The following is a 20,525-nucleotide window of genomic DNA, read 5'->3' as shown; positions in this document are numbered from 1 at the left end:
TCAGCGGCGCGCCCGGCGCGGCGCCAGGAATCCCTCGTCGCGCGCCTGACCGATCAGCCTGAGCGACCTGCGCCTGCTGTGCCCGGTCGCGCTCATCACCGCGAGGACCGGGTCGCCGCCCTCCGCCCGGGCCGCCCGGTACTCCTGGGCGACGAGCCTGCGCCCCTCCCGCCCGCGCGGCCACGCCGGCCGGGCCCGCCGCGACGCGGCCGGCGCGCCACCGGCGGGGGCCGGCACACAGGCCTCGAACAGCGGGTTCTCCAGCCAATCTGCGAGCACGGCGAGGTCGTCGAGGGACAGCGCCGGCTGGGCGCGCACGTCCTCGACCCGCACGCTCCGGCCGGACAGCACGGCCAGCGCGTCCACCCGGGCACCGTCGGCGAAGGCAAGACGGACGTCGAACCACGAGGTCGTGACGCCGCCCTCGCTCACCGCCCAGGCATGGCGCACGGACATCTCACCGTCGTCCGGACAGCGGTCGGAAAGCTGAAGAGAACGATCAACGAAGGATGCTTCCAGCACCTACGCAACGTAACCGAATGATCACATTCCATACGAACGGAACACGCTCCGTTCAACGGACGCGGCACCCTGTCAGCGGAGCGGGCCCGCCGGGCAGGCGGCTCCCACCCCGCCGGCCAGCCGCCCCCGCCCGTCAGCCGCCCTCGACGGCGGCCGCCTGCCGTGCCGCTGCGGCCAGCAGGGCGTCGAGCAACCCGGGGAAGAGGGCGTCCAGATCGTCCCTGCGCAGACCGTTCATCTTTGCCGTACCGCGGTAGGTCTGCCGGATCACACCGCTCTCGCGCAGCACCCGGAAGTGGTACGTGGTGGTGGACTTGGTGACCGGCAGGTCGAAGTACGAGCAGGCGAAGAGTGCTCCGCCGTCGGCGGCCAGGTCCCGCACGATCCGCAGCCGCACCGGGTCGGAGAGCGCGTGCAGCACCCCTTCGAGCCGGATCTCCGCACGCGTCGGGTGGGGCAGCTCGCGGGTGCCGGCGGCAGTGGCGACGGGGGTCACGGCGGCTCCAGTCGGTCGGGGGCACCCCACCGGTCGGGCGGGGTTCCCATTGTACGAAGGACGCCGTAGTTTGACACCCGACGTACTACGAGAGTTACCGTACGAGCCGTCCCGTCCCGCGACCCAGGGAGCAGCCCGCCATGAGCGCCCTCTTCGAGCCCCTCCGGCTCCGCGACACCACGATCCCGAACCGGGTCTGGATGCCGCCGATGTGCCAGTACTCGGCCGCGCCCGAAGGCCCCTCGACGGGCGTGCCCGGCGACTGGCACTTCGCGCACTACGGCGCCCGCGCGGTGGGCGGCACCGGCCTGATCGTGGTGGAGGCCACCGGCGTGTCGCCCGAGGGCCGCATCTCCCCGCAGGACCTCGGACTGTGGAACGACACGCAGGTAGAGGCATTCCGCCGGATCACGGGCTTCCTGCGCTCCCAGGGCACGGTCCCCGCGGTCCAGCTGGCCCACGCGGGCCGGAAGGCCTCCACCGCGCAGCCCTGGAAGGGCGGGGCGCCGGTGGGACCGGACGCGTACGGCTGGCAGCCGCTGGCCCCCAGCGCGCTCGCGTTCGACGAGCGGCACCCGGTACCGACCGAGCTGACGGTCCCGCAGATCCAGGAAGTGGTCGGCCGGTTCGCGGACGCGGCACGCCGGGCGCTGGACGCCGGTTTCGAGATCGCCGAGATCCACGGGGCCCACGGGTACCTGATCCACGAGTTCCTGTCGCCGCACTCGAACCACCGCACCGACGCCTACGGCGGCTCGTACGAGAACCGCACCCGGTTCGCCCTGGAGGTGGTCGACGCCGTACGGGAGGTCTGGCCCGACGACAAGCCGCTGTTCTTCCGCGTCTCGGCGACCGACTGGCTGGAGGAGGGCGGCTGGACGCCGGAGGACACCGTCCGCCTCGCCGGCGACCTCCGGGCCCACGGCATCGACCTCCTCGACGTCTCCACCGGCGGCAACGTCCCGCGCGTCCGGATCCCGACCGGGCCGGGCTACCAGGTCCCGTTCGCCGCACGCGTGAAGGCCGGGAGCGCGCTGCCGGTCGCCGCCGTCGGCCTGATCACCGAGGTCGAGCAGGCCGAGAAGATCCTGGCCAACGGCGAGGCCGACGCGGTGCTGCTGGGCCGCGAGCTGCTGCGCAACCCGTCCTGGGCCCAGCACGCGGCGCGGGAGCTCGGCGCGGACACCCGGATGCCGGAGCAGTACGGCTGGGGCATGTGAGGCGGACGGCCGCCCGAGCCGTTGACTAGAAAGCGCTTACCCTCTACGGTCCGTCCATCAGCATGACCGTCGCGAACACCGCGGCTCCACTCTTCCCCACAAGTGGGGCCGCGTGTTCGCGCTCTCGGTCATGATGACGCACGACGTCCACGTACATGTTCCGTTCCACCCCCACTCCCTCTGGAAGGGACCAGAACATGACCCCTGCGACACGACCGCGCACGCGACGCGCGGTGACCGGCACACTGGGCGCATTCGGTCTGGCGGTTGGCATGCTCATGACCTCCGGCGCCTCCTCGGCACAGGCCGCCACGTGGCCGACCCCGAACGGCAGCGAAGGCGTCTCCTCCACCATTCCGGTCTCCGGCACCAAGGACTACGGGATGAAGCGCCTGTACGGCACCGGCGACCTGGGCTCGGGCGGCCAGGACGAGGACCAGGGACCGATCCTCGAACTGGCTCCCGGCGCCGTCCTGAAGAACGTGATCATCGGTGCCCCCGCCGCGGACGGCGTCCACTGCAAGGGCAGTTGCACGCTCCAGAACGTCTGGTGGGAGGACGTCGGCGAGGACGCGGCGACCTTCCGGGGCTCCTCCTCGTCGAACGTGTACACGGTCTCGGGCGGCGGCGCCAAGGAGGCCGACGACAAGGTGTTCCAGTTCAACGGCGCCGGAACGCTGAACGTCTCCGGATTCGCCGTCAAGAACTTCGGCACCTTCGTCCGGTCCTGCGGCAACTGCTCGACGCAGCACAAGCGCACCATCAACCTCAGCGGCATCGAGGTGAACTGGAAGGGCGGCCGGATCGCCGGGATCAACACCAACTACGGCGACAGCGCGACCCTGCGCAACATCACGATCGTCGGGGACAGCGGCAAGAAGATCGTCCCGTGCCAGAAGTACATCGGCAACGACGACGGCGACGAGCCGGACTCGAACGGCTCGGGCGCCGACGGCACCCACTGCAAGTACTCCTCGTCCGACATCACCTACAAGTGACGCGTCAGGTCCGGGCGTCGTACGCCCGGACCTGTCCGGACTGCTCCCGCTGGTACCGCGCGTAGGCGTCCCGCAGGGCCGCCCCCGGCCAGTCGGGCGGGAGCAGCTCCGCGGGCAGTACCGGATCCTCGAGCAGGTGCCGCACGACGGCCGCGAAGGCGGTGAGCCGGCCGGCCGGGCGCCGGGCCCCGCCGACGTGGGCGAGCAGCGCCCGCGCCGTGTCCGCCCAGTCGCCCAGCGGCCACAGGCGAGCGGCCAGTTCGGCGGCAGGGGAACCGGGGCGCGAGACGAGCCGCTCGGCCACCCGGTCGAGAGCGGTGGGCAGCGGGCGGTCGAGGTTGGCGGGACGCAGCCACACGCCCTCGCGGAGTTCGGCCAGGCGCAGGGCGGTCAGCCGGGCGCGCAGCTCGGCTCGGGCGGCGGGGCCGCGCCCCGTCGCGGTGATCACGAGCGTCTCCCAGTCGCCGTCCCACGCGCGCGTGTGCGGGCGCAGCGCCTCGTCCTGGCGCCGCTGGCGCTCCAGCAGGCGTTCGCTGAGCCGGTAGCCGGTCTCCGTGCGCCTCAGGTCCCCGGCGGCGGCCATCCGGCTGAGCGCCGCCCGCGCGGTGGAGGCGCCGACGTCGAATCCCTCCACGAGCCGCACCAGCTCCCGCCCCGGCAGCTCCGGGGGGTGGGTGCCGAGCAGCAGGCTCAGGATCACCGACCGCGCGGACAGCGGACGCGGCACGAGCCCGCCGGAGACCTCGGAACCGCTCATCAGCGCGCGCAGGTGTCGTTCGTCCACATGGGCACGTACTGTACGTGCGCCGACCGTGTTGCACTATTGCTGCGGCCGCAGAGATAGTGCAACACTCGGGCCATGACCACACGCGCGCAGGAGCCGCCGTACGAGCCGTACGAGCCGTACGAGCCGTCCGAGCCGTCCGAGGAGCCCTGGAACGGTCCGGAGGGCTACGCGACGCACGACGTCACCAATCAGCCGCCCCCCGTGGCCCCCTACGACGCGTCGGACGACACCGCCCTGCTGGAAGGCGTGCGGCGGGAGGGCGCCGGGTGGGCCGAGGACGGTCTGCGGCGGCTGGGCCGGCGGGCGGGGAGCGTCGAGGCGCAGGAGTGGGGCGACCTCGCCAACCGCCACGAGCCCGTGCTGCGCACGCACGACCGGTACGGCAACCGGATCGACGAGGTCGAGTACCACCCGAGCTGGCACCACCTGATGCGGGTGGCGGTCGGCGAGGGCCTGGCCGGGGCACCGTGGGCCGACGGCCGGGCGGGCGCCCACGTGGCGCGCACCGCCGGCGGACTCGTCTGGGGGCACACGGAGGCGGGGCACGGGTGTCCGACGTCGATGACGTACGCGGCCGTCCCGGCACTTCGCGCCCAGCCCGAGCTGGCGAAGGTCTACGAGCCGCTGCTGACCTCCCGGGAGTACGAACCGGGGCTGCGGACGCCCGCGGACAAGCGCGGTCTGCTGGCCGGCATGGGGATGACCGAGAAGCAGGGCGGCTCGGACGTCAGGACCAACACCACGACGGCCACCGCGACCGCCGAGCCGGGCGTGTACACGCTGCGTGGGCACAAGTGGTTCACGTCTGCGCCGATGTGCGACGTGTTCCTGGTGCTGGCCCAGGCGCCCGGCGGCCTGTCGTGCTTCCTGGTGCCGCGCGTGCTGCCCGACGGTACGCGGAACACCTTCCGGATCCAGCGTCTGAAGGACAAGCTCGGCAACCGGTCCAACGCCTCCTCGGAGCCCGAGTTCGACGGGACGGTGGCCTGGCTGGTCGGGCCGGAGGGGCAGGGCGTCAAGACGATCATCGAGATGGTCAACTGCACCCGGCTGGACTGCGTGATGTCCTCGGCGACGCTGATGCGCAAGACCCTCGTCGAGGCCGGCCATCACGTACGGCACCGCAGCGCCTTCGGTGCCCGGCTGGTCGACCAGCCGCTGATGCGCAACGTCCTGGCCGACCTCGCCCTGGAGTCCGAGGCCGCGACGACGCTCACGCTGCGGCTCGCCGGTGCGGCCGACCGTGCCGTGCGCGGCGACACCGGGGAGGCGGCGTTCCGGCGGATCGCCACCGCTGTCGGCAAGTACTGGGTGACCAAGCGGGGGCCGGCGTTCACCGCGGAGGCCCTGGAGTGCCTGGGCGGCAACGGCTACGTGGAGGAGTCGGGCATGCCCCGCCACTACCGCGAGGCACCCCTGCTGTCGATCTGGGAGGGCTCGGGGAACGTCAACGCCCTCGACGTGCTGCGAGCGCTCGGCCGCTCCCCCGCCTCGGCGCACGCCCTCTTCGGCGAACTCGCCCTCGCGCGCGGGGCCGACGCCCGGCTGGACGCCGCGGCGGCCCGGCTGGAGTCGGGACTCACCGAGGCGTCCGAGACCGGTGCCCGCCGGCTGGTGGAACTGATGGCCCTCACCCTCCAGGCCTCCCTCCTGGTCCGGCACGCCCCGCCCGCCGTCGCCGACGCCTTCTGCGCGACCCGGCTGGGCGGCGACTGGGGGCACTCCTTCGGCACGTTGCCGGACACGGCCGATCTCGACGGGATCCTGGCGCGGGCGCTGCCGGGCGAGGGCTGACCGGACCGCGCGCGGACACCTCCGCGGGCTCGACATCACCGTCCTGACCTGGGGCGAAGCCCTTTCCAGGGGTGACTGTCAGTGGCTGGGTGCAGACTGGCCCGTGTCCGAGACGAAGGCGTCGACCAGGACGCCGCGGAGGTGATCGGCATGACCGAGGTACTGCTCGCCGTGGGCACCCGCAAGGGCCTGTTCATCGGGCGCCGGCGGGGTGGCACCTGGGAGTTCGACGAGAGTCCCTACTTCAACGCACAGGCGGTCTACTCGGTCGCCCTCGACACCCGCGGCGACACCCCGCGGCTGCTGGCCGGGGGCGACAGCGCGCACTGGGGACCGTCGGTCTTCCACTCCGACGACCTGGGCCGGACCTGGACCGAACCGGCCGCGCCCGCCGTCAGGTTCCCCAAGGAGACCGGCGCCTCGCTGGAGCGGGTGTGGCAGCTGCACCCGGCGGCCGCCGAGCCGGACGTGGTGTACGCGGGCACGGAGCCGGCGGCGCTGTACCGCTCGGAGGACCGCGGGGAGAGCTTCGAGCTGGTCCGCCCGCTGTGGGAGCACCCCACGCGGTCGAAGTGGGTGCCGGGCGGTGGCGGTGAGGGGCTGCACACCGTCCTCACCGACCGGCGCGATCCGCGGTCGGTGACGGTCGCCGTCTCGACCGCGGGCGTGTTCCGCACGGCCGACGGCGGCGCGAGCTGGGCGCCGTCGAACTCGGGGGTCTCCGCCGTCTTCCTGCCGGACCCCGACCCGGAGTTCGGCCAGTGCGTGCACAAGGTCGCGCGCGACGCGGCCAATCCGGACCGGCTGTATCTCCAGAACCACTGGGGGGTGTACCGCAGCGACGACGCGGGCGCGCACTGGACGGACATCGGCGAGGGCCTGCCCTCGACGTTCGGCTTCGCGGTGGCCGCCCACCCGCACCGGGGCGACACGGCGTACGTCTTCCCGATCAACGCCGACGCCGACCGGGTCCCGGCGGACCACCGGTGCCGGGTCTTCCGCACCGCGGACGCGGGCAAGAGCTGGGAGCCCCTCTCGGCGGGCCTGCCCCAGGAGGACCACTACGGCACGGTGCTGCGCGACGCGCTGTCCACGGACGACGCCGAGCAGGCGGGCGTCTACTTCGGCAACCGCAACGGCGAGGTCTTCGCGTCGGCCGACGACGGCGACAGCTGGCGGCAGTTGGCCTCCCACCTGCCGGACGTGCTGTGCGTGCGGGCGGCGGTCGTCGGGTGAACCGGACCGGGGGGACCGGCCTTGGCCACCGGTTGATCGGCGTCACCCGTACGGCAGTAGGGTGACGCCCGTGGCACCACGACCCTTGAATGAAATCGTCGAAGCGGGCTGGGCGAAGGCCCTGGAACCCGTCGCCGGACGGATCACCTCGATGGGTGAGTTCCTGCGCGCGGAGATCGCCGCCGGACGCACCTACCTGCCGGCCGGGGCGAACGTCCTGCGGGCGTTCCAGCAGCCGTTCGACGACGTACGGGTTCTGATCGTCGGACAGGACCCGTACCCCACCCCGGGACACGCCGTCGGGCTGTCGTTCTCCGTCGCGCCCGAGGTGCGCCCGCTGCCCGGCAGCCTGGTGAACATCTTCCGTGAGCTGAACGCCGACCTGGGCCTCCCGCAGCCCTCCAACGGAGACCTGACGCCCTGGACACAGCAGGGTGTGCTGCTGCTCAACAGGGCGCTCACCACGGCCCCGCGCAAGCCCGCGGCGCATCGTGGCAAGGGCTGGGAGGAGGTCACCGAGCAGGCGATACGCGCGCTCGCGGCGCGCGGCAAGCCGATGGTGTCCATCCTCTGGGGCCGCGACGCCCGCAATCTGCGGCCGCTGCTCGGTGACCTGCCGGCGGTCGAGTCGGCGCACCCGTCCCCGATGTCGGCCGACCGGGGCTTCTTCGGTTCACGTCCGTTCAGCCGGGCCAACGACCTGCTGATGCGTCTGGGAGGTCAGCCGGTCGACTGGCGTCTGCCGTGAGCGGCGTCGGCTTCCTGGCCGTGGACTCCGGCGGTTCGGGGCTGCGGGTCGTCGTCGGCACCGTCGGCGGCGACCCCGGTCCGCTGGGCCGGCGTGTCTCGCGCGAGCCCGTTCGCACCGGTCCGCGCGGGATCGACCCCGGCCACCTCTTGGCGCAACTGCTGCCCATGGCCAGGGCATTGACCGAGGAGACGGGCGTCGCCCGGCTCGGCACCGTCGTCGTGGGCGCCGCCGGGCTGGCCACGCTGGGCGACGCCCTGCGCGCCGAACTGCCGGGCGCGCTGGCCCGGGAGCTGGGCGTGCGGACGGTCGCGCTGGCCGCCGACGCCGTGACCGCGTACGTGGGCGCCCTGGGTCCCCGGGCGGGGGCGGTGGTGGCCGCCGGTACCGGCCTGATCGCCGTCGGCACCGACCTGTCCCGCTGGCACCGGGCGGACGGCTGGGGACACCTGCTCGGCGACTGCGGCAGCGGTGCCTGGATCGGGCGGGCCGGTCTGGAGGCGGCGCTGCGCGCCCATGACGGGCGGGAGGGCGGTTCCACGCGGCTGCTGGCCCGGGCCGAGGCCCGGTTCGGTCCGGCGGCGGGGCTGCCCGGGCAGGTGTATCCGCGCTCCGACCGTCCCGCCGTCCTCGCCTCCTTCGCTCCCGAGGTGGCCGCCTGCGCGGCCGCCGACCGTGTCGCCGCGGGCATTCTGCGGGCCGCCGCACGGCACATGGCCGACTCGGCAGCCGCGGTCTGCCCGGCCGGCGGCGAGCCCCGGGTCGCGGTCACCGGCGGGCTGCTGCGGATGGGCGACCCGCTGCTCGTGCCGCTGGGGGAAGAGCTGGCGAAGCGGCTGCCGCAGGCGCGGCGCACGACCGCGGAGGGTGATCCGCTGGACGGCTCGGTGCGGATCGCGACCGACCTCGCGGCCGGCTCGCTCACGCTTCCGGGTGACGACGGAATGCTGTGGGTGACGCGTGTGCCGGGCGGCTGAGAAGTGGTCCGCCGGCGAGGTGAATCGTGCCGATGTCGGCCGATCCGTACGTCACTCATCAGACAAAACCGGACGGATACCGCTCACCTGCACCCTCCCCGAACAGGGAAACCCCGGAAACCAGTAACATGCGGCGCCATGAGCTCCCCCACTGGGCCCGCGTCCGGCCTGCCAGTACGAATGCCGCGCCCCCGCCAGCCCGGACGGCACCGCCGTCCCGAACCACTGGTGGCTCCCGAGGGCGCGCCGGCGCTTGTCCTCGCGGTGCCGGGGACGCCCAGCAGCGCCACCCGAAGCCTCGCCGACGAGGTCATCAGCATCGCCCGTTCCGAGCTGCCCGGGCTCGACGCCCGGATCGGTCACCTCGACGGGGACGACGACACCGAGTTCCCCTCCCTGTCCGCCGTGCTCGTGCGGGCCGCCGAGGAGCGCACCGCCCGCTTCGAGCAGGCCCGCGCCGCCGGCCTGGACGTGAAGGAGCCCGAGGGCCCCGTCGCGGTCGTCGTGCCGCTGCTCGCCGGGCCGGACAACGCGCTGCTGCGCCGGATCCGGCAGGCCGTCATGGACAGCAGGATCGCGGCCGAGCTGACCGACGTGCTCGGCCCGCACCCGCTGCTGGCCGAGGCGCTGCACGTGCGGCTCTCCGAGGCAGGCCTCGCCCGCGCCGACCGTGCCCGTCTGTTCACCGTGGCGACCGCCGCGGACGGCATCATCCTGGCCTCCGTCGGCGGTGACGAGGCCGTCCAGGCGGCCGGGATCACCGGCATGCTGCTCGCCGCGCGTCTCGCCGTGCCGGTGATCGCGGCGGCGCTGGACGAGGAGGGCTCGATCGCGTCCGTGGCCGAGCAGCTGCGCTCCTCGGGCTCGCAGCAGCTGGCGCTCGCGCCGTATCTGATCGGTCCGGAGATCGAGGCGTCCGTGCTGGAGGAGGCGGCCAAGGAGGCGGGCTGCTCCACCGCCGAGCCGCTCGGTCCGTACCCGGCGATCGGCAAGCTGGCGCTGGCCAAGTACACGACGGCGCTCGGCATCTCGCCGCAGCAGGCGCAGGGGGCGCCGGTTCAGTGACGTGCGCGTGCGCGCGCATGTCCGGCTGTTGGTGAAGGGGCCCGCTCCGAGAGAGGAGCGGGCCCCTTCGGCGTTGTGGCGCCGCCGGTCGATTCGGGCACCGGGGGAGGCACGATTGCCCGCGGCTACGGGGCGAAGATCACGCAGGAGGCTGCCGGGACCGGCAGGGAACCCGTGCGGCGGGGGATGCCGGTGGTGGGGTCCAGGGCGAACCAGGTCACGTCTCCGGAGCGTTCGTTGGCCGCGTACAGGAAACCCTCCGACACGGTGATGTCGCGGGGCCAGTGGCCGCCGCAGGGCACGGTGGCGGCCAGGCGCAGCCCGTCCGGCTCCACGACGAACACGGACAGGACGTCCTCGCCTCGGGTCGCGGTCCACACGAAGCGGCCGTCGGGCGAGACGGCGATGCCGGACGGGTAGGCGTCGCCCGCCGGGGCCCCCGGCAGCACCGGCACCTCCGTGAGGGGCTTGAGGGCGCCGTCGGCGGCGTCCCAGTGGCAGACGGTGACGGTCGGCGCCAGTTCGTTGACGACGTAGGCGTGGGAGCCGTCCGGGTGAAAGGCCAGGTGCCGCGGTCCCGAGCCGGGGCGCAGCGCGATCTCCCGGTGCACGGCGGGGACACCGTCGGCGAGGGTGCAGACCCGCACCGAGTCGGTGCCCAGGTCCACGCTGACGGCCCATCGCCCGCTGGGGTCGGGCCGTACCTGGTGGGCGTGGGGTCCCTGCTGCCGCTGGGCGTGCGGTCCCGAGCCGGTGTGCCGCAGGACGCCGGACGCGGACCGGGCGAGGGTGCCGTCGGCGCGGACCGGCACGGCGGTGACGGTGCCGGAGCCGTAGTTGGCGGTCAGCACGTGCCCGGCGTACAGGCACAGGTGAGTCGGTCCGGCGGCCTCGACGGGCACCGGCCTCCCGGTGGGCTCGGGCCTGTCCCCGCTCACGCCATAGGCGGCCACCGCGCCCTCGGCCGTCTCGCTGACGGCGTAGAGCGTGTCGCCGTCGGGTGCCAGGGCCAGGTAGGACGGGTCGGCCAGACCGTCCGTGCCGCTCACGACCGTGAGGGCGCCGCTGTCGGGGGCGACGGTCGCCGTCAGGATCCCGGGGCCGCCGGCCGCCGTGAACGAACCGATGAATGCCCGCCGCTGCCGCCTGCCACCGTCCGTCACCGCTGCCCCTCTCGTCACTGACCGACCGAACCGATCGACGCCCGGGAGCGACGGTAGCAGTCGATCACTTGCGGTCTAGACCAAACGGGTGTCGCGAGTACGACGGGTACGACGGGTCAGGCGCCGGCCAGGCGCGAACCGGAGGGGCTGCGCAGGGGCGCGGCGAGTTCGGCGAGGGCGTGTTCCAGGTCGTGGAGGTGAGCCAGGGCGGGTTCGGCGGCGCGCGGTCCGCCCGTACGGGCGGGGACAGTGCCCCCGCCGGTGAGTGCCTCGACCGCGGCCTCGACACGCCAGCAGGCGGCGGCCAGCCGGGCGTCGTGCGAGGCTTCGGGGTCGGCGGCGACGGCGACGAGGCCGCGGATCTCCCGCGCGCAGTCGTCGAGCAGGTCGAGGACCCGGCGGGCCCGCCGCCTGCGGCCGTACATGGGGCTCAGCGGGTGCACGAGCGGAGCGACGGACAGCCGTACCCGGCCGAGCAGCTGCTCCAGTTCCGCCACGCGCGCCGCCGGGTCGGCGCCCTCCGTACCGGCGAGGCGGGCGGCGGCCTGAGCGGTGCAGGCGTGCACGCAGTGCAGGGCCCGCTGGATCCAGACGTCGGTGACGGCGTGCGTGGTGACCGGCAGGACGAAGAGCACGGCGAGCGCGGCACCGAGCGCGCCCACGCCGGTCTCGGCGAGCCGCAGGGCGAGCAGGCCGGGGCTGAGGAAGCCCAGGAGGCCGTAGAGCAGCTCGGCGAGCAGGGTCACGCAGAGCATCATCCAGGTGTAGGAGACCGCGGCGCTGTAGAAGATGCCGAACACGCAGGCGGCGGCGAGCACGGCGGTGGGCACCGGAGCCCCGGCCACCGGCACGGCGATCAGGAAGCCCAGGCCGATGCCGACGACCGTGCCGAGGACGCGGCGGAAGCCGCGCACCAGCGTCTCGCCGCGCGAGGTGGTGTTGACGAACACCCACCAGGTGGCGCCTACGGCCCAGTACCAGCGGTCCCCGGACACCAGCTGGCCCACGACCAGGGCGAAGCCCGCGCCCGCGGTGGCCTGCACGGCCTGCCGGGTGGTGATGCGGGCCAGCCCGGTGCCGGCGGGCGGCGCGGGGACGGCAGGCGCGGGCCGGCGGCGCTCGTAGCACCACAGGCCGAACCGCACCGCCGCGGCGGCGGCCACGGACAGCAGGACGGCGGCGTACATCTCGGGCAGCCGGTCCGTGGTGGCGTGCAGGAACTGGGCGATGAAGAAGGTCATGAAGGCGAACACGCCGAGGCTGTGCCCGCGCGGCCCCCAGCGGCGCGCGTACACGCCGGCGCCGACGACGGCGAGGAAGGTGAGGTCACGGGCCACGGGCAGGTCGTGCAGCGCGGCGGCGGCGGTGAGCACGGGCAGCCCGGCGACCGGCAGCAGCGCGGTGGTGACGGCCTGGCCGCGCACGGTGGCGTCGGTGACGGTGAACAGCGCGAGCAGGGCGGCGAGGCCGCCGATGATCGCGCCGATCAGGGAGGTACCGGCCATCCCGCACACCACGACGGCCAGCCCGATGCCGAGGACGGCCCGGGCGGCGAACCGCAGCCGGGACCGTCCCGGGTCCGGGCTCACGAACACCTTCTTCAGCACTTGATTACCGCCCCCTCGCTCACTCACGCCCACTGGCCCGGAAGTCACCGCATGCAAAAGGCGCCGCGGGGTCCGCAGCGCCATCGACGCGTCCATAGGAGCACCTTTTCCACCAGTGGCTCAACTCGTCGCTGAGACACTGGGCCATTGGTACACTGATCACGGCATGCCTGCGGCCATCGGAGAGCCAATGGCCGATGAGAGGAGCCGGACCCGCGATGGCCGTCGACGAGCTCGACACCCGCATCCTGCGGCTGCTGCTCGAGCAGCCGCGCACCAGCGTGCGCGAGTACGCCCGCCTCCTCGGGATCGCCCGCGGCACCCTCCAGGCCCGCCTCGACCGGCTGGAGCGGGACGGCGTGATCACCGGCACCGCCCCGTCCCTCTCCCCCGCCGCCCTGGGCCACCCGGTGCTCGCGTTCGTGCACATCGAGGTCACCCAGGGACACCTGGACGAGGTGGGCGAGGCGCTGGCGGCGGTGCCGGAGATCGTCGAGGCCTTCTCGATCACCGGCGGCGGGGACCTGCTGACCCGCGTCGTGGCCCGCGACAACGCGCACCTGGAGGACGTGGTGCAGAAGCTGATCAGCCTGCCCGGCGTGGTCCGCACCCGCAGCGAGGTGGCGTTGCGCGAGCGGGTGCCGCACCGGCTGCTTCCGCTGGTGGAGTCGATCGGACGCTCGGCCCGCAGGTGATCCTTGGCATCCTGGACACCATGAGCACCATGGGCGCACTCGGCGGCATCTCGGTCGTCTTCGATCTCGACGGAACCCTCGTGGACAGCGAGCCGAACTACTACGAAGCGGGCCGGCGCACCCTCGCCGAGTACGGCGTTGCGGACTTCACCTGGGCCGACCACGAGGCGTACGTGGGCATCAGCACCCGGGAGACGGTCGCCGACTGGAAGCGCCGGTACGGCCTGCGGGCCACGGTCGGGGAACTGCTCGCCGTCAAGAACCGCCACTACCTGGGGATCGCCCGCACCTCGGCCCGCGCGTACCCCGAGATGCGGAGGTTCGTCGAGCTGCTGGCGGACGAGGGCGTACCGATGGCGGTGGCGTCGGGTTCGTCGCCCGAGGCGATCGGGACGATCCTCGCCCGCACCGGCCTGGACGCGCACCTGCGCACGGTCGTGTCGGCCGACGAGGTCGCGCGGGGCAAGCCGGCCCCCGACGTGTTCCTGGAGGCGGCCCGCCGGCTGGGGGCGGAACCGGCCCGCTGCGTGGTCCTGGAGGACGCCGCTCCCGGAGCCGCCGCCGCGCACGCGGCGGGGATGCGCTGCATCGCGATCCCGTACGTCGCGGACCAGGCCGACGCCCCGGAGTTCGCCACCGCGGGCCTTCTGCTGCGCGGGGGCCAGGAGGAGTTCACCGCGCGGGCGGCCTACGACTGGCTGGCGCGAGGGGAAAAGAATTGAGCAACTGCCCGGAACGGTGATCAGAACTCCGCCCGTATCCGTACCCCCTGGTGTCCGAGCCTGTCTTCGCCCCCGGGAGGCACGATGCGCGTCACGCGCACCACGGCAGGGACCGCCTTCGTGGCCGGTGCCCTGGTCCTCACTCTCACCGCACTCGCCTACCCGACCATGCTCGGGGTGCAGAACGCGGGCAACGACCAGGCCCGGATCGTCACCAACACCCGGTACGGGCCGCTCACCGAGCAGGACCGGGACTTCGTGGTGAAGGTGCGTGCCGCGGGGCTGTGGGAGCACCCGCTGGGACTCATGGCCATGGAACGGGGGACGTCACCCGAGATGAGGGAGGCCGGTGAGCACCTGGTCGTCGGCCACTCCCGGCTGGACGCCACCTGCCGCAGGATCGCGCCGGAGCTGGGCATCACCCTGCCCAACCTGGCGTCTCCCCAGCAGCAGCAGTTCGTGTCGACCGTGGACGGGACCCGGGGCAAGCAGTTCGACACCACCGCGGTCAACATCATGCGGATCACGCACGGCCAGATCTTCCCGGCCATCGCCAAGATCCGCGCCAACACCAAGAACTCCCTGGTGCGGCAGCTCGCCGACCAGGCCAACGACACCGTCCTCGACCACATCACCGTGCTGGAGAAGACCGGGCTGGTCAATTTCGACCAGGTCAACTTCCAGCAGACCGCCCCGCCCAGCCTGCCCAAGGTGCAGCTGACGCCGCCGGCTCCGCAGCCGGGCGAACCGGTGCTCTCGCTCACCGCGCCGCCCGGGCTCGAGGTCAACACGTCGGCACCGTCACCGAGCCCGACGGTGCGCTGACGGTCCGCCCGCCGGCGGTGCGCCGACGGGGTCGCCCGCGGGGGGGCCGGGTCAGCGGTGGTGCGGGGGGGCGGGGTCAGCGGTGGTGCGGCCTGCCGCCGCGGCCACCGCCCTTGCCCTTGCCGGTGCTTCCGCCCCGGCGGTTGCCACCCGTGCCGCGCCGGGCGGCACCGCCGGTCTGCTTTCCGCCGGCCTTTCCGCCCGCGGCGCCCGACCCGCCCGTCCTGCCGCCGCCCGTCCTGCCGCCCGCCGGTTTGCGGCGTGCCGGGGTGCTCGCCTCCGCGCGCCCGTCCTTCGAACGCGTCGGTTCGGGCTGCCGGCCCCGGGTGCTGTTGACGGTCCGGCCCCGGACGATGCCGATGAAGTCCTCGACCCGGTCCGTGTGCGCGTCCTCGGGCCAGCACAGGGCCACGCCCGATTCGGGGGCGTCCGTGACCGTGCGGTAGGTGAGGTCCTTGCGGTGGTGCAGCCGGGCCAGCGACAGGGGCACGAGCAGCACGCCGATCCCGGCCGCCACCAGTTCGACGGCGTCCGCGGTGGTGTCCGGACGTTCCAGCGCGGGCCGGCCCGGCAGCCTCTCCCACCCGAGGACGTCGTCCAGGGGGTGCAGCACGATCTCGTCGGCGAGGTCCTCGACGGTCACCTCGTCGGCCGCGGTGACGAGGTGGTCCTTGGGGATGAGCACGACCGTGGTCTCGGTGTAGAGCGGGATGGCGCTGAGCACGGTCCGGTCGACGGGCAGCCGCAGCAGCCCGGCGTCGGCGTCGCCGTCCAGCAGCACACCGCCCGCCCCGGCGGCGGGGACCTGGGTCAGGGAGAGGGGGACGTCCGGCAGCCGCTCGTTCCAGATGCGCACCCATTTGTCGGGCGTCACCCCCGGGACGTACGCGAGCCGGAACGAGGGGGGAGCTTCCGAGCCTGTCACCCGGCCAGGTTACCGGGCGTGGTCGGGAGCCACTCACACGATCGATACCCTTGACGGCATGACGTCGCACCAGAACACCCAGACCATGAAGCCCGCGACCGCGGCGAAGAAGCTGGGTGTGTACCTCGAGGCCACACCCACCGAGTTCCGGGAGGGCGTCGTCACGCGCGCCGAACTGAACGCGCTTCAGGCCGACCCGCCCGAGTGGCTGCGCGAGCTGCGGCGCGACGGTCCGCACCCGCGCCCGGTGGTGGCGGCCAAGCTGGGCGTCTCCATCGCGGGCCTGCACCGGGGCGGGGTCTCCGAGCCGCTCACCACGGAGCAGATCGACGCGCTGAAGCAGGAACGCCCGGAGTGGCTGGAGCGCGAGCAGGCCGTGCAGGCCGACGTGCGCAAGGAGGCGGTCCGCGTGAAGAAGCTGCACGCCGAGCGGGCGGAACGCGCCGAGCGCGACTGACCGGCGGCCCTGCCCCGCGGTTCTCCCGCTCACTCCTCGGCCTTCACTCCTCGCCCCTCACTCCTCGGCCTTCTGCGCCGTGAGGCTCCACGCGTACTGCAACCAGTCCGACACCACGACCGCGCTCAGGCCCGCGCACAGCAGCCGTGCCGCCCGGGGCGCGACGGCGTAGGTGCCGACGAGTCCGCCGGCCACCCAGGCCGAGGTGCAGAACGGGCACGAGATCAGGTCACCGACGGCGCGGCGCAGACCGGTGCCGCGCCCGGCGTCCATCACCTCGTTGGCGTTGCCGTGACCCTCCCGGCTGGTGAACGGCGCCCGCAGGAAGCTGGTGACCTTGTCCTTGGTGAGCAGCCGGGAGGCCTTGAACGTCGCCGTTCCCAGCAGGGCCACGTCCCAGGCGGGCACGGTGTCCGGCAGCCGGACCCCACGGCGCCACGCCGTGACCGCGAACACACCGGCGCTCGCCGCGAAGGTCGTCGCGAGCGCCGCGTATCCGGCGAGGGGCGTTTCCTCCCCGTCGGCGTAGCGCTGCTCAACGTCCGTCATGGGTGTCTCCTCGATCTCAGTGGGATGCTCCGGTGGGGCGCTCCCGGTGGGGTACCGGGCCGCCGAAGAGGTCGGCGCAGTCCGCGGGCAGGTGGGAGAGCAGACGGTCGACGCGCTCGCGGGGCACCGCTTCGGCGAGCGTGGCCAGCACGGCACCGGCGTCCCATTCGGCGGTGCGCGGCCGGGCGCCGGTCTGCTGGGCCACCCGCCGCAGGAACTCCTGGCGACCGAAGGACTCGGGACGCCCGCGTTCCGGCCGGAGCGCGTCGTCCAGTGGTGCGGGCAGGCCGTCGGCCAGACCGGCGGCCTCCTCCGGGGTGACGCGGGACGCGATCACCCACAGGACGGCCATGGTGACCTGCTCTGCCTCGTCGTCGCTGTGGAACTCACCGCGGTCGCGGACCCGGGTGAGGAATTCGTCGAGCCGCACGACGTCGCCTCCTTGTGCCGGTTCGCGCTCCGGGGCGGGTGCCCTGGGCTCGGCCGGGAAAACGGAGGCGCTCACCCGGTACGGGCATCACGGCCGTAGGCGCGCTCCCGGCGTCGTACGCGTGCGCGGGACCCGTCGGCGACGTCGGTCACCAGGGTCAGGGCGTCCCCGTTCTCGGTGAACAGCGCGTGTCCGGCGGCGATCCGCTGCTCCCGCGCCGGGCCCGGTGCGGTGAGCCGCCGCAACGCGCCCAGCAGCTCGGCCTCGTCCTCGGCGACCTCGGAGACGCCCAGCGCGGCCATCCGCCGCACCCCGTCGGCGCCGTGGCCGGGCAGGGGACGGTGGCCCACGACCGGCAGTCCGGCGGCGAGCGCCTGTACGGCGGTCTGCCCGGCCGCGTTGTCGACCAGCGCCCGGGCGGCGTGGAGCAGGCCGGGCATGTCCGTCACCCAGCCCAGGGCGAGGACGCCCGGTGCGCCGGACAGCGTGCGGCGCAGCCGCCGGTTGCCGCCGCAGAGCACGACCGGCAGGAAGCCGTGGTCGGTCAGGAGCCGGACCGTGGCGTCCAGGTGCGAGCCGACGCCCCAGGCACCGGCGGACAGCACCACGGCGGGCCGCCCGGGACCGAGTCGGCCGAACACGTCCCGCCACCCGGCCGTCCCCGGGGCACCGGTGGAGCCGGCGAAGAACTCCGGTGCCACGACGGGGCCGCACCGTTCTGCCGGCCGTCCGGTACTCCCCCGCGCCTCGCGCGCCGCGTCCTCGGTGAGGCACAGGTAGTGGTCGTTGCCGGGATGGAGCCACTGCCGGTGCACCTCGAAGTCGATCACCAGGACGGCCGTGGGCACGGGCAGCAGCCCGCGGTCCCGGAGGTGGCCGGTCAGCTGGGCGCCCAGGTGGAAGACGGGCACGACGACGTCCGCGCCCGTGCGCCGGGCCAGCTCGCGCAGTCTGCCCCCGGCCAGCCTGGCCAGGGGCGTACCGCTGGGGCGGCGTCCCGGGCCGGGACGCAGGAAGAGCCGGTACACGCCGGCGTACGCCCAGGGGAAGTGCCGTACCGACCCGCGGTAGAGGCACCTGAGGACGGTGCCCAGGCCGTACGGCAGGAGGGCGAGGACGTCGACGGTCTGGGCGGTGTCGCCGCGCTCGCGCGCCCGGCGGACCAGTTCGGCGGCGACCGTGTCGTGACCGGCGCCCATGCTGGCGCTGACCACCAGCAGACGTCTGCCGCCGTGCGGGCCGCTCGGAGCACCGGACGGCTGGGGCGCTGACGGGCTGCGAGGGTGCACAGCGGACCAGGTTGCCGACGTGCGGGGTTCCAAACCACCGCGCATCAGGGCGTTTCGGATGCCCTGTCGGGGATACTCCGTGACCGCCCGTCCGGCCGGACGCCGGAGCCGACCGCCCGGTCGGACGGTCCCCGGTGCCCGCCCCGAGCCAAGGTGGTCCTCATGGTCCATGCGTTCTCCCGTCCCCGGTCCGTACCCGGACCGCAGGTCGTCGCCCCCGACGCGGACCACGCGAGGCCCCGGCCCCGGCCCGTGGCGGACCGGGGCACGCGGACCCGCACGGCGCTCGTGACGGGGGCGTCCTCCGGCATCGGCGCGGCCGTGGCCCGCCGGCTGGGTGACGAGGACGGCTGGCGTCTGGTGCTCACCGGACGCGACCCGGTGCGGCTGCGTCAGGTCGCCGACGACACCTCGGCCACCGCCTTCGCCGCGGACCTCACCCTTCCCGGAGCCGACCGGCAGCTCACCGACTTCACCACGGCCACGTCCGGCCCGGTTGACCTGCTGGTGGCCGGAGCCGGGGTGGGCTGGGCCGGGGAGTTCCTGGACATGCCCCCGCACACCATCGACGAGGTGTTCGACATCAACGTGCTGGCCACGCTGCGCCTGGTGCGGCTGCTGCTGCCGGGCATGGTGGCTGCGGGTACCGGGCGGGTGGTGCTCATCGGATCGCTGGCGGGCAGTGTCGCGGTGCGCGACGAGGCCGTGTACTCCGCCGCCAAGGCCGCGGTCGGCGCCTTCGCCGACTCGCTGCGCTACGAGTTGCGCGGCACGGGCGTGGGGGTCACCCACGTGGTGCCGGGCGTCGTCGACACACCGTTCTTCGAGCGTCGCGGCACTCCCTACCGGCGGTCCAGGCCACGTCCGGTGCCTCCGGAGCTCGTGGCCGACGCGGTGCGCAGCGCGGTGGTACGCGGCCGGGACGAGGTGTACGTGCCCTCGTGGCTGCGTCTGCCGTGCCGCGTACGGGGCGCGGCTCCGGGCCTGTACCGGCGGCTGGCCGCGCGGTTCGGATGACCGGGAGCCCGCCGCGGTGAGTGTTCTCACCGTCGTCCTCGCCCTGTTCGCCGCGCTGTCCAACGCGGCGGCGTCGGTGCTTCAGCGCCGGGCCGCGGCGCAGGACGAGGACCGGACCGGGGCCAGGCACACGGCGCTGCGCTCGCTGCTGCGGATGACGCGCGACCGGTACTGGGTCGGCGGGGCGGCGCTGCTCGCGCTGACGACGGTGTTGCAGGCGTCCGCGCTGGCGGTGGGCAGCCTGGCCGTCGTACAGCCGCTGATGGCCACCGAACTGCTGTTCACGCTGGTGGTGGGCAGTGCGGTCTTCCACCGGCGTCCGGACTCGCGCACCTGGCTGGCGTTCGCGGCCCTGGCCGTGGGGCTCGCGCTGTTCCTGGGCTCCGCCGCTCCGGCGCCCGGCCACGACACCGCGACCGGGGGCCGGTGGATCTGGGCGGGGCTGGCGCTGTTCGTACTGATCACGGTCCTCGCCTCGGTCGGCAGCATGGTGCACGGCGCGGCCCGCGCGGCGCTGTTCGGGTCGGCCTCCGCGGTGGGATTCGGGGGCACGGCGGCGCTGCTCAAGGAGCTCACCGGACGGCTCCCCCAGGGGGTGGGCGAGGTGCTGACCCAGTGGCCGCCGTACGCGACGGCGGTGGTGGGTGTGGTCAGCTTCCTGCTGTTGCAGAGCGCCCTGCGGGCGGGGACCCTGGCGGCCTCGCAGCCGGCGCTGACCCTCGGCGACGCGCTGACCAGCGTCGCGCTGGGCTGGGCCCTGTTCGGCGAGGAGATCCTGCTCGGGGTGCGGGTGCTGCCCGAGCTGATCGGCGTGGCCCTGATCGGCCTCGGCAGCGTCGGACTGGCCCGCGCTCCCTCGGTCCACGGCGCCTGGGACACCGCCACGGCGGCACGGGACGGTCCCGAGCGCGCGGCGCGGCGATGAGCCGACCGAGACCGACGAGCCGGGACCGACGGGCCGGGACCAGCGAGCCGAGCCAGCGAGCCGGGACCCGATGCCCAA

Annotated in this window: 22 protein-coding genes; 13 read left to right on the top strand and 9 right to left on the bottom strand. The window is 74.0% G+C overall.

Annotation, left to right across the window (positions count from 1 at the left end; genetic code table 11):
* Together Sco07f_RS13045 and Sco07f_RS13040 are read right to left on the bottom strand one after the other, a co-directional pair.
* Positions 1-456, bottom strand: a complete 456-nt coding sequence (locus Sco07f_RS13045; RefSeq protein ID WP_054102798.1) for a DUF6214 family protein — start codon at positions 454-456, stop codon at positions 1-3.
* Positions 457-655: 199 nt separating this feature from the next.
* On the bottom strand, positions 656-1,018 hold the full coding sequence (locus tag Sco07f_RS13040; protein WP_054102797.1) for an ArsR/SmtB family transcription factor: 363 nt from the start codon (positions 1,016-1,018) through the stop codon (positions 656-658).
* Between the two features lie 140 nt (positions 1,019-1,158).
* Here Sco07f_RS13040 and Sco07f_RS13035 point away from each other — a divergent pair, with 140 nt between their 5' ends.
* The gene (locus Sco07f_RS13035) at positions 1,159-2,238 is read left to right on the top strand and encodes an NADH:flavin oxidoreductase/NADH oxidase (RefSeq protein WP_108987927.1); all 1,080 of its coding nucleotides are present in this window, start codon (positions 1,159-1,161) and stop codon (positions 2,236-2,238) included.
* Between the two features lie 197 nt (positions 2,239-2,435).
* Positions 2,436-3,236, top strand: a complete 801-nt coding sequence (locus Sco07f_RS13030; RefSeq protein WP_108987926.1) for a pectate lyase — start codon at positions 2,436-2,438, stop codon at positions 3,234-3,236.
* A gap of 4 nt (positions 3,237-3,240) precedes the next feature.
* Here Sco07f_RS13030 and Sco07f_RS13025 read toward each other — a convergent pair whose 3' ends face one another.
* Positions 3,241-3,993, bottom strand: coding sequence for a PaaX family transcriptional regulator C-terminal domain-containing protein (locus tag Sco07f_RS13025; RefSeq protein ID WP_087793081.1), 753 nt, complete (start codon positions 3,991-3,993; stop codon positions 3,241-3,243).
* Between the two features lie 102 nt (positions 3,994-4,095).
* Here Sco07f_RS13025 and Sco07f_RS13020 point away from each other — a divergent pair, with 102 nt between their 5' ends.
* From Sco07f_RS13020 to Sco07f_RS13000, 5 genes are all read left to right on the top strand, one after another.
* Entirely contained in the window at positions 4,096-5,817 is a 1,722-nt protein-coding gene (locus Sco07f_RS13020) for a DNA alkylation response protein (RefSeq protein ID WP_108987925.1), read from the top strand.
* Between the two features lie 81 nt (positions 5,818-5,898).
* Entirely contained in the window at positions 5,899-7,053 is a 1,155-nt protein-coding gene (locus Sco07f_RS13015) for a WD40/YVTN/BNR-like repeat-containing protein (protein WP_042822041.1), read from the top strand.
* 70 nt (positions 7,054-7,123) lie between these two features.
* A complete protein-coding gene (locus Sco07f_RS13010; RefSeq protein WP_087792171.1) occupies positions 7,124-7,801 on the top strand; it encodes a uracil-DNA glycosylase in 678 nt (225 codons plus the stop codon).
* Positions 7,798-8,778, top strand: coding sequence for an N-acetylglucosamine kinase (locus tag Sco07f_RS13005; protein WP_108987924.1), 981 nt, complete (start codon positions 7,798-7,800; stop codon positions 8,776-8,778). The genes Sco07f_RS13010 and Sco07f_RS13005 overlap by 4 nt, the downstream gene beginning before the upstream one ends.
* Positions 8,779-8,916: 138 nt before the next feature.
* Positions 8,917-9,843: a sirohydrochlorin chelatase gene (locus Sco07f_RS13000; RefSeq protein ID WP_007388140.1), complete on the top strand. Its 927-nt coding sequence runs from the start codon at positions 8,917-8,919 to the stop codon at positions 9,841-9,843.
* 125 nt (positions 9,844-9,968) lie between these two features.
* On the opposite strand, the gene Sco07f_RS12995 is transcribed toward Sco07f_RS13000, so the two are convergent.
* Entirely contained in the window at positions 9,969-11,006 is a 1,038-nt protein-coding gene (locus Sco07f_RS12995) for a lactonase family protein (protein ID WP_108987923.1), read from the bottom strand.
* 116 nt (positions 11,007-11,122) lie between these two features.
* Positions 11,123-12,613, bottom strand: coding sequence for an FUSC family protein (locus Sco07f_RS12990; protein WP_108987922.1), 1,491 nt, complete (start codon positions 12,611-12,613; stop codon positions 11,123-11,125).
* Between the two features lie 218 nt (positions 12,614-12,831).
* Between Sco07f_RS12990 and Sco07f_RS12985 the strand changes: the two genes are divergently transcribed.
* The 3 genes from Sco07f_RS12985 to Sco07f_RS12975 all read left to right on the top strand — a co-directional run bounded on the left by Sco07f_RS12985 (position 12,832) and on the right by Sco07f_RS12975 (position 14,855).
* A complete protein-coding gene (locus Sco07f_RS12985) occupies positions 12,832-13,308 on the top strand; it encodes an Lrp/AsnC family transcriptional regulator (RefSeq protein WP_003977712.1) in 477 nt (158 codons plus the stop codon).
* 29 nt (positions 13,309-13,337) lie between these two features.
* A complete protein-coding gene (locus Sco07f_RS12980) occupies positions 13,338-14,030 on the top strand; it encodes an HAD family hydrolase (protein ID WP_167468099.1) in 693 nt (230 codons plus the stop codon).
* Between the two features lie 84 nt (positions 14,031-14,114).
* Positions 14,115-14,855: a DUF4142 domain-containing protein gene (locus tag Sco07f_RS12975; protein ID WP_007390123.1), complete on the top strand. Its 741-nt coding sequence runs from the start codon at positions 14,115-14,117 to the stop codon at positions 14,853-14,855.
* A 76-nt stretch (positions 14,856-14,931) separates the two neighbouring features.
* Here Sco07f_RS12975 and Sco07f_RS12970 read toward each other — a convergent pair whose 3' ends face one another.
* A complete protein-coding gene (locus tag Sco07f_RS12970) occupies positions 14,932-15,780 on the bottom strand; it encodes a LysR substrate-binding domain-containing protein (RefSeq protein WP_108987921.1) in 849 nt (282 codons plus the stop codon).
* A 58-nt stretch (positions 15,781-15,838) separates the two neighbouring features.
* On the opposite strand from Sco07f_RS12970, the gene Sco07f_RS12965 reads away from it, so the two are divergent.
* A complete protein-coding gene (locus Sco07f_RS12965) occupies positions 15,839-16,237 on the top strand; it encodes a DUF5997 family protein (protein WP_007446942.1) in 399 nt (132 codons plus the stop codon).
* A gap of 57 nt (positions 16,238-16,294) precedes the next feature.
* Here Sco07f_RS12965 and Sco07f_RS12960 read toward each other — a convergent pair whose 3' ends face one another.
* From Sco07f_RS12960 to Sco07f_RS12950, 3 genes are all read right to left on the bottom strand, one after another.
* Positions 16,295-16,786, bottom strand: coding sequence for a DUF1360 domain-containing protein (locus Sco07f_RS12960; RefSeq protein WP_007446933.1), 492 nt, complete (start codon positions 16,784-16,786; stop codon positions 16,295-16,297).
* Positions 16,787-16,802: 16 nt separating this feature from the next.
* Entirely contained in the window at positions 16,803-17,216 is a 414-nt protein-coding gene (locus tag Sco07f_RS12955; RefSeq protein ID WP_108987920.1) for a DUF2267 domain-containing protein, read from the bottom strand.
* Between the two features lie 71 nt (positions 17,217-17,287).
* Positions 17,288-18,415 (bottom strand): MGDG synthase family glycosyltransferase, encoded by a 1,128-nt coding sequence (locus tag Sco07f_RS12950; protein WP_167468098.1) that lies wholly within the window; start codon positions 18,413-18,415, stop codon positions 17,288-17,290.
* A gap of 252 nt (positions 18,416-18,667) precedes the next feature.
* Between Sco07f_RS12950 and Sco07f_RS12945 the strand changes: the two genes are divergently transcribed.
* On the top strand, positions 18,668-19,522 hold the full coding sequence (locus Sco07f_RS12945) for an SDR family NAD(P)-dependent oxidoreductase (RefSeq protein ID WP_007446944.1): 855 nt from the start codon (positions 18,668-18,670) through the stop codon (positions 19,520-19,522).
* 16 nt (positions 19,523-19,538) lie between these two features.
* Positions 19,539-20,447, top strand: a complete 909-nt coding sequence (locus Sco07f_RS12940) for a DMT family transporter (protein WP_054102786.1) — start codon at positions 19,539-19,541, stop codon at positions 20,445-20,447.
* Positions 20,448-20,525 lie beyond the last annotated feature (78 nt).

The sequence above is a fragment of the Streptomyces coelicoflavus genome (assembly GCF_003112555.1).
GTDB lineage: Bacteria > Actinomycetota > Actinomycetes > Streptomycetales > Streptomycetaceae > Streptomyces > Streptomyces coelicoflavus.
This window is presented reverse-complemented; position numbering and strand designations above follow the sequence as displayed.

Excerpts from the sequence above, each read along its gene's own strand:
- Sco07f_RS13045 (WP_054102798.1), bottom strand. The coding sequence starts at position 456 with ATGTCCGTGCGCCATGCCTGGGCGGTGAGCGAGGGCGGCGTCACGACC.
- Sco07f_RS13035 (WP_108987927.1), top strand. The coding sequence starts at position 1,159 with ATGAGCGCCCTCTTCGAGCCCCTCCGGCTCCGCGACACCACGATCCCG.
- Sco07f_RS13030 (WP_108987926.1), top strand. The coding sequence starts at position 2,436 with ATGACCCCTGCGACACGACCGCGCACGCGACGCGCGGTGACCGGCACA.
- Sco07f_RS13025 (WP_087793081.1), bottom strand. The coding sequence starts at position 3,993 with ATGAGCGGTTCCGAGGTCTCCGGCGGGCTCGTGCCGCGTCCGCTGTCC.
- Sco07f_RS13020 (WP_108987925.1), top strand. The coding sequence starts at position 4,096 with ATGACCACACGCGCGCAGGAGCCGCCGTACGAGCCGTACGAGCCGTAC.
- Sco07f_RS13000 (WP_007388140.1), top strand. The coding sequence starts at position 8,917 with ATGAGCTCCCCCACTGGGCCCGCGTCCGGCCTGCCAGTACGAATGCCG.
- Sco07f_RS12985 (WP_003977712.1), top strand. The coding sequence starts at position 12,832 with ATGGCCGTCGACGAGCTCGACACCCGCATCCTGCGGCTGCTGCTCGAG.
- Sco07f_RS12980 (WP_167468099.1), top strand. The coding sequence starts at position 13,338 with ATGGGCGCACTCGGCGGCATCTCGGTCGTCTTCGATCTCGACGGAACC.
- Sco07f_RS12975 (WP_007390123.1), top strand. The coding sequence starts at position 14,115 with ATGCGCGTCACGCGCACCACGGCAGGGACCGCCTTCGTGGCCGGTGCC.
- Sco07f_RS12965 (WP_007446942.1), top strand. The coding sequence starts at position 15,839 with ATGACGTCGCACCAGAACACCCAGACCATGAAGCCCGCGACCGCGGCG.
- Sco07f_RS12960 (WP_007446933.1), bottom strand. The coding sequence starts at position 16,786 with ATGACGGACGTTGAGCAGCGCTACGCCGACGGGGAGGAAACGCCCCTC.
- Sco07f_RS12950 (WP_167468098.1), bottom strand. The coding sequence starts at position 18,415 with ATGGGCGCCGGTCACGACACGGTCGCCGCCGAACTGGTCCGCCGGGCG.
- Sco07f_RS12945 (WP_007446944.1), top strand. The coding sequence starts at position 18,668 with ATGGTCCATGCGTTCTCCCGTCCCCGGTCCGTACCCGGACCGCAGGTC.